This is a genomic window from Pseudomonas serbica (genome assembly GCF_028823535.1).
In the GTDB taxonomy this organism is placed as follows: Bacteria; Pseudomonadota; Gammaproteobacteria; order Pseudomonadales; family Pseudomonadaceae; genus Aquipseudomonas; species Aquipseudomonas serbica.
On record NZ_JAQIYM010000004.1, the window covers coordinates 115,750 to 128,676 of the forward strand.

Sequence of the window (12,927 nt, forward strand, 5' to 3'; positions counted from 1 at the left end):
AACATCTCGTCGATGAAAGGTTTTTCATCCGTTAACGATGGCCAACACGTCCCATTGCGGTGCACCCGCGCACCATCACAAGGCAGCCGCAAGCGACCTTGTTACATGATCAGTAGAACAACCCCGCGGACCAGAGCGGTTCAATCGACTTGGCACGTCTCTCGCTTTAGCAAATACGTGCAGGAGTCATCACAGGTTCGCGGCACCACAATTTGCAATGGCTGACTAGGGTTCCGGCTCGCAAGCGCGAGTGGCTGGTCCGAGAGTTGGCGACCTCCAGTTGAGGTTACACGGCGGGACAAAAGCCCGGGAGACAAGCCACCGTTCGCGGTGCCGCTGCCTTCCTGTCCGCCCTTGATCAACTGGAGAACCACCATGTCCCAGCATCGTTTACCCGCCCTGCTCGCCGCTGCCTTCGCAGCCCTCGTGAGCCTCTCGTCCCACGCCGCCCAGAAAGACCACTTCAGCGTCTGCTGGACGATCTACGCCGGCTGGATGCCATGGGAATACGCTGGCAGCCAAGGCATCGTCGACAAGTGGGCGAAGAAGTACGGCATCAAGATCGATGTGGTGCAGCTCAATGACTACGTCGAATCGATCAACCAGTACACCGCCGGCCAATTCGACGGCTGCACCATGACCAACATGGATGCGCTGACCATTCCGGCCGCTGGCGGCGTCGACAGCACCGCGCTGATCGTCAGCGACTTCTCCAACGGCAACGACGGCATCGTGCTCAAGGGCGAAGGCAAGAAAGTCGCCGACCTCAAGGGCACGGACGTCAATCTGGTCGAACTCTCGGTGTCGCACTACCTGCTGGCCAGGGCCCTGGATTCGGTAGACCTCACCGAGAAAGACCTGAAAGTGGTCAACACCTCCGACGCCGACATCTCCGCCGCCTTCAACACCGACCAGGTCAGCGCCGTCACCACCTGGAACCCGATGCTGTCGGACATCAAGGCCAAGCCCGGGGTGACCGAGGTATTCAATTCCAGCCAGATACCGGGCGAGATCATGGACATGATGGTGGTCAACTCCCAGACCCTCAAGGACAACCCGGCCCTGGGTAAAGCGCTGACCGGCGCCTGGTTCGAAGTGATCGAATTGATGAACGCGAAAAACGCCGCGAGCAAGGCCGCACTGGAGCACATGGCCAAAGCCTCGGGCACCGACCTGGCCGGTTTCCAGGCGCAGCTGGACACCACCAAATTGTTCGCCACCCCCCAGGAAGCCCTGGCGTTCAGCACCAGCAAGCAACTGCCGGAAACCATGCGCAAGGTGGCCGAGTTTTCCTTCCAGCACGGCTTGCTCGGTGAAGGCGCCAAAGACACCAGCGCGGTCGGCATGGCCTTCGCCAACGGGGTCACCAGCGGCGACAAGGGCAACCTCAAGCTGCGCTTCGACCCCAGTTACGTGCAGATGGCTGCCGACGCCAAGTTGTAACCAGAGGACTTGGCCATGCGCCTGATCAATCGCCACCCGGATCGCCCGAGCCGCCTGTTGCTGGTGATCCTGCCGTTCGCCCTGCTGCTGTTCGCCTACTTCATGGGCTCGGCCGAGCGGCTGGCAGACAATCCCAACGACAAGCTGCTGCCCAGCGCCGTACAAATGAGCGACGCCGTGCAGCGCCTGGCCTTCGTGGCCGACAGCCGCACCGGCGAATACCTGCTCTGGCAGGACAGCGCCTCCAGCCTGCGACGCCTGGCCATCGGCTTGGGCATCAGCGCGCTCACCGGCCTGTGCCTGGGCATTGCCGCCGGCACCCTGCCGCTGTTCGGCGCGCCCTTGTCACCCTTGCTGACCGTGCTGTCGATGGTGCCACCGCTGGCGATCCTGCCGATCCTGTTCATCGTCTTCGGCCTGGGGGAATTGTCGAAAGTGATGCTGATCGTGATCGGCATCACGCCGGCCCTGGCCCGCGACCTGGAACAGCGCGCCCGGGAAATTCCCGTGGAACTGCTGATCAAGGCGCAGACCCTCGGTGCATCGACCTGGACCCTGATGCTGCGGGTGGTGCTGCCGCAATTGCTGCCGCGCCTGCTGATCTCGCTGCGCCTGATGCTGGGTTCGGCGTGGCTGTTCCTGATTGCCGCCGAAGCCATCGCCTCCACCGACGGCCTCGGCTACCGGATTTTCCTGGTGCGCCGCTACCTGGCGATGGACGTGATCCTGCCGTACGTGGTGTGGATCACCCTGCTCGCCTGGCTGATGGATTGGGGCCTCAAGCGCCTGACCCTGCGTGCATTCCCCTGGTACGAAGGAGCGCGGGCATGAGTTTCATCACGGTGAAAAACGTCTGGCAGCAATACGCCGACCAGGTGGTGCTCGAAGGTCTGAACCTGAGCGTCGCCGAGGGTGAGTTCTGCACCCTGGTAGGCGCCTCCGGATGCGGTAAATCGACCTTCCTGCGCCTGCTGCTCGGCCAGGAACGCGCCAGTCGCGGCGAGATCCTGCTCGACGGTCAGCCCTTGGCCGCAGAGCCGGATGCCAGCCGCGGCGTGGTGTTCCAGCGCTATTCGGTATTCCCGCATCTGAGCGTGCTGGACAACGTCGCCCTCGGCCTCGAACTGCCCCGCTCGCCCTTGCTCGGACGCCTGTTCGGCAGCGCTAAAAAGCAGGCCCGCGAACAGGCTACGGTGCTGCTGCACAAAGTCGGCCTCGGGCACTCGCTGGACAAGTACCCGGCGCAGCTTTCCGGCGGCATGCAACAACGCCTCGCCATCGCCCAGGCGCTGATCATGAAGCCACGGGTGTTGCTGCTCGACGAACCCTTCGGCGCCCTCGATCCGGGCATCCGCAAGGACATGCACGCCCTGCTGCTGGAGCTGTGGCGCGAGACCCGACTGACGGTATTCATGGTCACCCATGACCTGTCCGAAGGCTTCAGCCTCGGCACTCGCCTGCTGGTGTTCGACAAGGTCCGCCTCGACCCGCACGCCCCCGGCGCCTATGGCGCACGCATCACCTACGACATCCCTTTGAACAGCGACCGCCGCACCTGCCGTGCCGCCGTCGACGCCTTGCCGGTGCAACTGGCAGGCGCGCTACGAACCGCTTGAGAGGACTTCGACATGACTGATTCGACCCAACTGTTCCCGCCCTTCGCCGAAGAAATGCTGCCCGGTGGCGGCCACCGTTCCTTCGTGCTCAAACGCGGCCAGCTGCTGCGCCTGACCGACCTGCGCGGCGGCGCCAACGTCAGCCTGACGCTGCTCAACGCCAATGAAAAAACCGAACGCCTGAACCTGCCTGACAGCCTCAAATGCCAACACACTGCCAAGCTCACCGCCGGCCATTGCCTGTACTCGGACATGGGCCGCGTACTGGCCGCCATCACCGCTGACACCTGCGGCTGGAGCGACAGCCTTGGCGGCGTGCTCTGCGCTGAAGAAGTGGCAGAAAAATACGGCCAGGGCCGCTATCAGGAACTGCGTAACGGCTTCTTCCGCAACGGCACCGACAACCTGCTGGTGGAACTGGGCAAGTGGGGCCTGGGCCTGTCCGACCTGCTGATGACCCTCAACCTGTTCAGCCGGGTGAACGTCGACGACGCCGGGCGCTTCCACTTCGTCGAAGGCAATTCCAAGGCCGGCGACTACATCGAGTTGTACGCGCCGATGGACACCCTGGTGGTGCTCACCGCCCTGCAGCATCCGATGGACCCGGCCCCGGAGTACGCCCCGAAACCCTTGAAGCTGAGCTGGATGAACGCCGACTCCAGCGTCGCCGAACACTGCCGTACCTCGCGCCCGGAAAACGAGCGCGGCTTCATCAACACCGACCGTCTGTTCGCCTGAGGATCGCTGCCATGTCACTTGCAATCGCCACAGTTCACCCGCAGCCAGAAACCGCGGTCTACCGTGCAACCATCCCCGCCGGCGAACCCTGGCTGATGGAGGTCAAGGCCGGCCAGACCCTGCGCATCCTCGACCTGGAAGGCAACCAGGCTGTCGACACCCTGTTCTACAGCGTCGCCAATCCCAAGGAACGCTACGACGTGCAGCGCACCCTGCGGCGGCAGAACAGCGTGTACCTCACGACCGGCAGCGTGCTGTATTCCAACCTCGGCAAGCCGATGCTGACTATCGTCGCCGACACTTGCGGGCGCCACGACACCCTCGGCGGCGCCTGCGCGCAAGAGAGCAACACCGTGCGCTACGCCTTGGAAAAACGCCATATGCACAGCTGCCGCGACAACTACCTGCGCGCCTGCGTGCATGACGGGCGCCTGGGCAAAGGCGACATCGGGCCGAACATCAATTTCTTCATGAACGTACCCGTCACGGCAGACGGCGGGCTGACGTTCGAAGACGGCATTTCCGCACCGGGCAAGTACGTCGACCTGCGCGCCGAGATGGACGTGATCGTGCTGATCTCCAACTGCCCGCAACTGAACAACCCGTGCAACGCCTACAACCCGACCCCTGCGGAGCTGCTGGTATGGAACTGACACTCAGCCGTTTGCGTAAATGGTTATTCGCCCTGTGCCAGGCCCGCTCCGGGCAGTGCATTAAGTGACCACTTCTCTCTGTAGGAGCTGGCTTGCCAGCGAAGGGGTCGTCACATCCAGCATGGATGTCGACTGACACTCCGTCTTCGCTGGCAAGCCAGCTCCTATAGGGGGTGGTGTGAATTTCTGTCATCGGGGACGGCCCCGATGCATGTCAAAAAACTGCGGGACGGCCCGCATCCCCTCCAGGGGTTATGCCATGTTCGAAAAAGTCCTGATTGCCAACCGTGGCGCGATTGCCTGCCGCATCCTGCGCACCCTGCGCGAACTGCAGGTGGCAGGCGTTGCCGTGTACTCCGAAGCCGATGCCGCGAGCCTGCACATCCTGCAAGCCGATGAGGCCCATTGCCTTGGTGAAGGCGCGGCGGCTGGCACCTACCTGGCGGTGGACAAAATCCTCGCCATCGCCAAGGCCACAGGCGCCACGGCGATTCACCCCGGCTACGGCTTTCTCTCGGAAAACGCCGCCTTCGCCGAAGCCTGCGAAGCCGCCGACATCGCTTTCATCGGCCCGACCCCAGAGCAGCTACGCGTATTCGGCCTCAAGCACACCGCCCGCGCCCTGGCCAGACAACACGGCGTGCCGATGCTCGAAGGCACCGAGTTGCTCGACAGCCTCGACGCAGCGCTGATCGCCGGCGAGCAAGTCGGTTATCCGGTCATGCTTAAAAGCACCGCCGGCGGTGGCGGCATCGGCATGCGTGTGTGCCGCAGCGCGGTCGAGTTGAGCGAATCCTTCGAGGCGGTCAAGCGCCTGGGCCAGAACAATTTCAGCGACGCCGGCGTGTTCATCGAGAAGTACATCCAGCGCGCCCGGCACCTGGAAGTGCAAGTGTTTGGCGACGGCCGTGGCGAGGTAATCGCCCTGGGCGTGCGCGACTGTTCGGTGCAGCGGCGCAACCAGAAAGTCCTCGAAGAAACCCCGGCGCCAAACCTGCCCGAGGGCATGGCCGATGAACTCTGCGCAGCCGCGATCAAGCTGGCCAAGGCGGTCAGTTACCGCAGCGCCGGCACAGTCGAGTTCGTCTTTGACAGCGATGCACGGCGTTTCTACTTCCTGGAAGTGAACACTCGCTTGCAGGTGGAACACGGCGTTACCGAGCAAGTCTGGGGCGTCGATCTGGTGCGCTGGATGGTGCAATTGGCAGCCGGTGATCTGCCGCCGCTGAGCGCGTTGAGCCAGGACTTGAAAGCTGACGGCCATGCGATTCAGGCACGACTTTATGCCGAAGATCCGGGGCGGGATTTTCAACCGAGTCCGGGCTTGCTGACTGCCGTAGATTTTCCCGGCGCCGACGGCAAACAGCTGCGCATCGACACCTGGGTCGAGGCCGGTTGCGAGATCCCGCCCTACTTCGACCCGATGATCGCCAAGGTCATCAGCTGGGCGCCGACCCGCGAAGAAGCGCGCGCCGATCTGCATGAGGCATTGGGTAAAAGCCTGCTCTATGGCGTGGAAACCAACCGCGATTACCTGCGGCAGATTCTGCTGGATGTGCCTTTCGCCAGCGGCCAGCCATGGACCCGTTGCCTGGAAGGCCTGGTGTATCAGGCCAACACCTTCGAAGTACTCAACGCCGGCACCCAGACCAGCGTCCAGGACTATCCCGGCCGCCTCGGCTATTGGGCGGTAGGCGTGCCGCCATCGGGGCCGATGGACAGTCGCGCGTTGCGCCTGGGCAACCTCTTGCTGGGCAATGACGAAGGCGCCGCAGCGCTGGAAATCACCATGAGCGGGCCGTTGCTGCGGTTCAATTGTGATGCGGTGGTGGCGGTGACCGGTGCGCAAATTCCGCTCACGCTGAACGGTGAAGCCGTGCCGATGAACACCGCTCTGCTGATTCCGGCCGGTGCCACATTGAGTCTCGGCACCATTGCCGGCGCTGGCGCGCGTAGCTATCTGTGCCTGCGCGGTGGCTTGCAGGTCCCGGATTATCTGGGCAGCAAAAGTACCTTCACCCTCGGCCAGTTTGGCGGGCATGGCGGTCGTGCTCTACGCGCCGGGGATGTCTTGCACCTACCGGCGCTCTGTGACCGTAGCGTCGGTGCGCAACTGCCTGATATCGCCGAGTTGCCTGCGGTACGACAAATTCGCGTGATCTACGGCCCTCACGGCGCACCGGAATACTTCACCGAAAACTACATCGGCACTTTCTTCGCGACCCAGTGGGAAGTGCATTTCAACTCCAGCCGCACCGGCGTGCGCCTGATCGGGCCAAAGCCTGAATGGGTGCGCGCCGATGGTGGTGAGGCCGGGCTGCACCCATCAAATATTCACGACAATCCATACGCCATTGGCGCAGTGGATTTCACCGGTGACATGCCGGTGATCCTCGGCCCGGATGGCCCGAGCCTGGGCGGGTTCGTGTGCCCGGTGACGGTGATCGAGGCGGATCTTTGGCAACTTGGGCAGCTCAAGGCTGGAGACAAGGTGCAGTTCTCCCCCGTCGACATCAAGACCGCCCGCACCCTGGCCTTGAAATGGGATCAATGTGGGAGCGGGCTTGCTCGCGAAGGGGGCGTGTCAGTCAACATTGATGTGTCTGAAGCACCGCTTTCGCGAGCAAGTCGGATCGCCGCACCGCCGCTTCCACAGGGGATGGTGTCGCCTGTTGTATTGGACATTGGTCAGGACGACACGCGCCTGGTGGCGCGCCTTTCCGGCGATACCCATCTGCTCCTTGAAATCGGCGCCCCCGAACTGGACCTCGTCCTGCGCTTCCGCGCCCACGCCCTGATGCAGGCGCTGGAAAGCAAAGACCTGCACGGTGTGATCGACCTGACCCCGGGCATCCGCTCGCTGCAAGTGCACTACCAACCCGAGCAATTGCCGCTCGCCGACCTGCTCGGCATCGTGGCTGGGGAATGGGACGCCGTGTGCGCGGCCAAGGACCTGCAGGTGCCTTCGCGCATCGTCCACCTGCCGCTGTCCTGGGACGACCCGGCCTGTCAGCTGGCGATCGAGAAATACATGACCACCGTGCGCAAGGACGCCCCCTGGTGCCCAAGCAACCTGGAGTTCATCCGCCGCATCAACGACCTGCCGAACCTCGACGAAGTGCAACGCACGGTGTTCGACGCCAGCTACCTGGTGATGGGCCTGGGCGATGTCTACCTCGGCGCACCGGTCGCCACCCCGCTCGATCCGCGCCATCGCCTGGTGACCACCAAGTACAACCCGGCGCGCACCTGGACCGCGGAAAATTCGGTGGGCATCGGCGGCGCCTACATGTGCGTGTACGGCATGGAAGGCCCCGGCGGTTATCAGTTTGTCGGGCGCACCTTGCAGATGTGGAATCGCTACCGCGAAGTCGCCGCGTTCGATGGCAAACCCTGGCTGCTGCGCTTCTTCGACCAGATCCGTTTCTACCCGGTCAGCGCCGATGAACTGCTGCGCATTCGCCGGGATTTCCCCCTCGGGCGTTTCGATCTGAACATCGAACACAGCCAGCTGAACCTGGCGGACTACCAGGCTTTCCTGGCACAGGAAGCAGAGACCATCAGCGCTTTTCGTGATCAGCAACAAACCGCATTCAACGCCGAGCGCGAGCGCTGGATCGCCAGCGGCCAGGCGCATTTCGACAGCGAAGAGCTGGTTCCAGAAGCGAGCGAAGACGCGCCTCTGGTCAGCGGTCAGCAGAGCGTCGACAGCCACATCGCCGGCAACCTCTGGCAAGTCCAGGTGCAGGCCGGCAGCCGGGTCGAAGCCGGTGACGTGCTGGTGATCCTGGAGTCGATGAAGATGGAAATCCCCCTGCTCGCCCCAATGGCCGGCGTGGTGCGCGAGATTCGCGTGCAGCCGGGTTCGGCGGTGCGCGCCGGACAACGCGTCGTGGTGCTGGAACTCGACTGAACCTATTTCGAAAGGACGAATACCATGAACATCAACCTGCAACTCGACGCCCTGCGCAACGCTTATCGCGACGGCAGCACCACGCCTCGTCAATTGTTATCAAGCCTGCGCTATAAAGCAGCGGCATTGAACCCGGACTATCACCTGTTCATCCATTTGCTCAGCGCCGAAGAACTGGAACCCTACCTCGCCGCACTCGACGGCCGCGACATCGACAGCCTGCCCCTCTATGGCGTGCCGTTCGCGATCAAGGACAACATCGACCTGGCCGGCATAACGACCACAGCGGCGTGCCCGGCGTTTGCCTATGTACCGCAACGTTCAGCCACCATCGTCGAGCAACTGCTGGCACTGGGCGCCGTGCCGCTGGGCAAGACCAACCTCGATCAGTTCGCCACCGGCCTCAACGGCACGCGCTCGCCCTATGGCGCGTGCCCCAACAGCGTGTTGCCGGAGTACCCGTCGGGTGGTTCCAGCGCCGGCTCTTCCCTGGCGGTGGCCCTCGGTGTGGCGAGTTTTTCCCTGGGCACTGACACCGCGGGTTCCGGGCGGGTGCCGGCGGCGTTGAACAACCTGGTCGGGATGAAAGCCACCAAGGGCCTGATTTCCACCGCGGGCGTGGTGCCGGCCTGTCGCACCCTCGATTGCGTGACAACCTTTACCGCGACCGCCCGGGAGGCGAGTCAACTGCTCGCATTGACCGCGAAACTTGATCCACGGGATGAGTACAGCCGCAGTAATCCATTGTGGAATGACGGCTCGGCGTTCGGCGCCGTGCGTGCGTTCCGTTTCGGTGTACCGCGGGCGCAGGACCTGGAATTTTTCGGTTGCATTGAAGGCCCACGGTTATTTGCCGATGCAATCGAGCGACTCAAGACCCTCGGTGGTGAAGCGGTAGAACTGGACCTGTCGCCCTTCCTCGAAGCGGCGCGTTTGCTCTACGAAGGCCCGTGGGTGGCGGAACGCTACAGCGTGGCTGGCGAGCTGATGGAGGAAAACCCGCAAGCCGTGTTGCCGGTGATCCGCGCTGTGTTGGCCAAGGCGCCGGCGGTCAGCGGTGTGCAAACCTTCCGCGCCCAATACCGGCTGCAAGCGCTCAAAGCCCTGTGCGACCAAGCGCTGCAAAACCTCGACTGCGTGATCACGCCGACCATTGGCCGCCCGGTCTCCCTGGCAGAACTCGACGCCGAACCGGTACGGCGCAATAGCGAACTGGGCTACTACACCAACTTCATGAACCTGCTCGACTACGCCGCCGTCGCGGTGCCCAGCGCGTTCATGGACAACGGCCTGCCCTGGGGCGTGACCTTGTTCGGGCGGGCGTTCACCGATCAGTATCTGTTGAGCCTGGCCGACGGCTTGCAGCGCCAGCAAGGCTTGGCGGCCCCGTCACCGACCGCTGTTGCGCGACATGACCGGGCGCGGCTGGTGGTCTGTGGCGCGCACCTGGATGGCCTGGCGTTGAACTGGCAGCTCAAACAGCGCGGCGCGCGCCTGGTGGAATCGACGTTCAGCTCGGCCGATTATCAACTCTATGCCTTGGCCGGTGGCCCGCCGTTGCGTCCGGGCATGGTCCGGGTCAAGGAAGGCGGCGTGGCGATTGCAGTGGAAGTCTGGGAGTTGCCGAGCAGCGAACTGGGCTCGTTCCTCACCGGCATCCCGGCACCGCTGGGGCTGGGCAAGGTGCAACTGGCAGATGGTCGCTGGGAAAGCGGGTTTATCTGTGAGGCCTATGGATTGGAGGGGGCAGTGGATATCAGCCATCTGGGTGGATGGCGCGCCTACCTGCAGTCTCGAAGCTGAGATCGTTCCCACGCTCCGCGTGGGAATGCCTCAACGGACGCCCCGCGTTCGGCTTTGGAGGGGACGCAGAGCGTCCCTGGCTGCATTCCCACGCAGGTGCGTGGGAACGATCTGCAATCTGTGCCACAACACAGGAACGACCATTCGCGGCGCACATGGGGCAGTTATTTCCCGCGCCAGCCCTTAGAATGCTTGCCATCGGATTGCTGACAATGGAACTGCCATGCCACTTCGCTCGCCGCTGTATTCCCAACGGTCGTTGGTTCTCACGCTGATCGCGTTGCTGGGCGCGGGCTTCCTGGCCACCTCCTTTCTCAGTTACTACGCCTCGCGAGCGTCGATCCGCGACAACATCGTCAACACCGAACTGCCGCTGACCTCGGACACCGTCTACTCGGAAATCCAGAAAGACCTGGTCCGGCCGATCCTGATTTCCTCGATGATGTCCCGCGACACCTTCATGCGCGACTGGGTGGTCAACGGCGAACGCGATACCGGGCAGATGACCCGCTACCTCGACGAGGTCATGACCCACTACGGTGCCTACACGGCGTTTTTCGTTTCCGACGCCAGCCTGACCTACTACCACGCCAAGGGTGTGCTCAAGCAGGTCAAGGTCACCGAGCCCCGCGATGCCTGGTACTTCCGTGTCCGTGACATGAAGGATCCCTACGAGATCAACGTCGATCCGGACCTCGCCAACAAGGACAACCTGACCGTTTTCATCAACTACAAGGTCTACGACTACAACAACCGCTTCATCGGCGCCGCGGGTGTCGGGCTGACGGTCGATGCGGTGATCAAGCTGATCGACAAATACCAGCAGCGCTACCAACGCAGCGTGTACTTCGTCGACACCTTCGGCCGCCTGGTACTCACCGGGGCCGAGGGCGGGCCGCAGGGTGCCGTGGCCGGGCAGACCCTGGCCGAACTCGACAGCATGAAGAGCCTGCTCAGCCAACTGCCCAAGCCCCACAGCGGCAGCTACGAATATTCCGGCCAGGGCCAGGGCCATTTCCTCAACGTGCGCTTCATCCCGGAACTGAACTGGTACCTGTTCGTCGACAAGCGCGAAGACGGTGACCTCAGCGACATCCGCCGCTCGCTGTACCTCAACCTGCTGATCTGCCTGATCGTCACACTGATCGTGCTGGCCTTGCTCAACCACGTGATCAAGCGCTACCAGGGACAGATCCAGACCCAGGCCACGCTCGACAGCCTGACGGAACTGCCCAACCGCCGCGGTTTCGACCTGCTGGCCGCGCAAGCGCTGCAGGAAGCCCAGCGCGAACCCAGGCCGCTGACGGCGCTGCTGCTGGACCTGGACCACTTCAAGGCCTTGAACGACACCTACGGCCACCTGGCCGGCGACCAGGTGCTGATCGGCTTCGCCCGGGACCTGGAAAGCTGCCTGCGCCACTCCGACATCGTCTGTCGCTGGGGCGGTGAAGAATTCATCGTGCTGCTCAAGGACACCGACGGTGATGGCGGCCAGGTAATCGCCGAGAAAATACGCCAGCATGTGGAGCGACAGCCCTATGCGTACAATGGCAACCGCTTGCAACTGACCGTCAGCATCGGCCTGACCACCCTGCTGCCCGATGACACCTTGCACACCCTCCTGTCTCGGGCCGATCATGCGATGTATCGGGCCAAACAATCGGGCCGCAACCGAATCTGCGTGGAACTGCCGCATCCTGCCTATGAAAAAGCCTGACCTCTGCCCTGCCTGCGGCGCACCCAACGACTGCACCCTGGCCGACCCGCGAACCGCTGACCGGGCCTGCTGGTGCTACGGCGTCAGCATCGACCCGGCGGTGCTCCAGGCGCTGCCCTCCGAACTGCGCAACGCGGCCTGCCTGTGCCCGCGTTGCGCCGAGGTCGAGGCGCAGTTGCAAGCATCGGCGCAGTTGATCAAGTAAGATGCGCGCCCCCTTTCTTCACTGATTTTCACGTCATGCGCGTCGACCGTTTTCTCAGCAACCTGCCCTGCTTCAACCGCAAGCAGGTACGCCTGTTGCTGGTGGAAAAACGCGTCAGGATCGACGGCAAGACCGTCAGCGATCCCCATGCCGACGTCCGTGAATTCAGCCGCGTCGAAGTCGACGACCAGTTGCTGCAAGCCGGCAAGCCGCTGCGTCACTTCATGCTCAACAAACCCGCCGGATGCGTCAGCGCCACCCGCGACCCGCAGCACCCCACCGTCCTCGACCTGATCGCGGAACCGGACAAGGACGACCTGCACATCGCCGGACGCCTGGATTTCAACACCACCGGGCTGATGCTCATCACTAACGACGGCAGTTGGTCGCGACGCCTGACCCAGCCGCAGACCAAACTGGCGAAGGTCTATTACGTTGAAACCGAGCAGGACATCGGCCCCGAATACGCGATCACCTTCCGCGAAGGCCTGTACTTCGCCTTCGAAGATCTCACCACCCAACCCGCCGGGCTAGAGCTACTGGGCCCCAAATGTGCTCGCCTGAGCATCGTCGAAGGCCGCTACCACCAGGTCAAGCGCATGTTCGGTCACTTCAACAACAAGGTGCTGCGCCTGCATCGCGAATCCATGGGCCCGCTGGTGCTCGACAACGCGTTGAAACCGGGCGAATACCGCCCGCTGAGCGATGATGAGATCGAATTGATCTAAGCAGCCTACCGCTGAGCAGAAGTTGTCGAACAATTTACCAAAGGCACTTGCGCGATGACGTGACCCCTGCTTGAATCAGGACGTCGGCCGAAATGTGACCGATGAGTCACA

Annotated in this window: 10 protein-coding genes and 1 riboswitch; all 10 genes read left to right on the plus strand. The window is 63.1% G+C overall.

Features of this window, described 5'->3' with window-relative positions; genetic code table 11:
* Window positions 1-214 precede the first annotated feature (214 nt).
* A riboswitch (guanidine-I (ykkC/yxkD leader) is annotated at window positions 215-315 on the plus strand.
* 60 nt (window positions 316-375) lie between these two features.
* The 10 genes from NQL71_RS07495 to NQL71_RS07540 all read left to right on the plus strand — a co-directional run bounded on the left by NQL71_RS07495 (window position 376) and on the right by NQL71_RS07540 (window position 12,816).
* A complete protein-coding gene (locus tag NQL71_RS07495; RefSeq protein ID WP_046816740.1) occupies window positions 376-1,443 on the plus strand; it encodes a putative urea ABC transporter substrate-binding protein in 1,068 nt (355 codons plus the stop codon).
* 15 nt (window positions 1,444-1,458) lie between these two features.
* Window positions 1,459-2,274: an ABC transporter permease gene (locus NQL71_RS07500; RefSeq protein ID WP_274642479.1), complete on the plus strand. Its 816-nt coding sequence runs from the start codon at window positions 1,459-1,461 to the stop codon at window positions 2,272-2,274.
* The gene (locus tag NQL71_RS07505) at window positions 2,271-3,059 is read left to right on the plus strand and encodes an ABC transporter ATP-binding protein (protein WP_274642480.1); all 789 of its coding nucleotides are present in this window, start codon (window positions 2,271-2,273) and stop codon (window positions 3,057-3,059) included. The genes NQL71_RS07500 and NQL71_RS07505 overlap by 4 nt, the downstream gene beginning before the upstream one ends.
* Before the next feature lie 12 nt (window positions 3,060-3,071).
* Complete coding sequence (locus tag NQL71_RS07510) at window positions 3,072-3,797, plus strand: urea amidolyase associated protein UAAP1 (protein WP_046816737.1); 726 nt, start codon at window positions 3,072-3,074, stop codon at window positions 3,795-3,797.
* A gap of 11 nt (window positions 3,798-3,808) precedes the next feature.
* A complete protein-coding gene (locus tag NQL71_RS07515; protein WP_046816736.1) occupies window positions 3,809-4,450 on the plus strand; it encodes an urea amidolyase associated protein UAAP2 in 642 nt (213 codons plus the stop codon).
* A gap of 259 nt (window positions 4,451-4,709) precedes the next feature.
* On the plus strand, window positions 4,710-8,363 hold the full coding sequence (uca, locus tag NQL71_RS07520) for an urea carboxylase (protein ID WP_274642481.1): 3,654 nt from the start codon (window positions 4,710-4,712) through the stop codon (window positions 8,361-8,363).
* Window positions 8,364-8,387: 24 nt separating this feature from the next.
* The gene (atzF, locus tag NQL71_RS07525; RefSeq protein ID WP_274642482.1) at window positions 8,388-10,166 is read left to right on the plus strand and encodes an allophanate hydrolase; all 1,779 of its coding nucleotides are present in this window, start codon (window positions 8,388-8,390) and stop codon (window positions 10,164-10,166) included.
* 223 nt (window positions 10,167-10,389) lie between these two features.
* Window positions 10,390-11,883 (plus strand): sensor domain-containing diguanylate cyclase, encoded by a 1,494-nt coding sequence (locus NQL71_RS07530; RefSeq protein ID WP_274642483.1) that lies wholly within the window; start codon window positions 10,390-10,392, stop codon window positions 11,881-11,883.
* Window positions 11,870-12,088, plus strand: a complete 219-nt coding sequence (locus tag NQL71_RS07535; RefSeq protein WP_274642484.1) for a cysteine-rich CWC family protein — start codon at window positions 11,870-11,872, stop codon at window positions 12,086-12,088. The genes NQL71_RS07530 and NQL71_RS07535 overlap by 14 nt, the downstream gene beginning before the upstream one ends.
* Before the next feature lie 35 nt (window positions 12,089-12,123).
* Complete coding sequence (locus NQL71_RS07540) at window positions 12,124-12,816, plus strand: pseudouridine synthase (protein WP_166618655.1); 693 nt, start codon at window positions 12,124-12,126, stop codon at window positions 12,814-12,816.
* The last annotated feature ends 111 nt before the right edge of the window (window positions 12,817-12,927 follow it).

Excerpts from the sequence above, each read along its gene's own strand:
- NQL71_RS07540 (WP_166618655.1), top strand. The coding sequence starts at position 12,124 with ATGCGCGTCGACCGTTTTCTCAGCAACCTGCCCTGCTTCAACCGCAAG.
- NQL71_RS07515 (WP_046816736.1), top strand. The coding sequence starts at position 3,809 with ATGTCACTTGCAATCGCCACAGTTCACCCGCAGCCAGAAACCGCGGTC.
- NQL71_RS07530 (WP_274642483.1), top strand. The coding sequence starts at position 10,390 with ATGCCACTTCGCTCGCCGCTGTATTCCCAACGGTCGTTGGTTCTCACG.
- atzF (WP_274642482.1), top strand. The coding sequence starts at position 8,388 with ATGAACATCAACCTGCAACTCGACGCCCTGCGCAACGCTTATCGCGAC.
- NQL71_RS07535 (WP_274642484.1), top strand. The coding sequence starts at position 11,870 with ATGAAAAAGCCTGACCTCTGCCCTGCCTGCGGCGCACCCAACGACTGC.
- NQL71_RS07500 (WP_274642479.1), top strand. The coding sequence starts at position 1,459 with ATGCGCCTGATCAATCGCCACCCGGATCGCCCGAGCCGCCTGTTGCTG.
- NQL71_RS07505 (WP_274642480.1), top strand. The coding sequence starts at position 2,271 with ATGAGTTTCATCACGGTGAAAAACGTCTGGCAGCAATACGCCGACCAG.
- NQL71_RS07495 (WP_046816740.1), top strand. The coding sequence starts at position 376 with ATGTCCCAGCATCGTTTACCCGCCCTGCTCGCCGCTGCCTTCGCAGCC.
- NQL71_RS07510 (WP_046816737.1), top strand. The coding sequence starts at position 3,072 with ATGACTGATTCGACCCAACTGTTCCCGCCCTTCGCCGAAGAAATGCTG.
- uca (WP_274642481.1), top strand. The coding sequence starts at position 4,710 with ATGTTCGAAAAAGTCCTGATTGCCAACCGTGGCGCGATTGCCTGCCGC.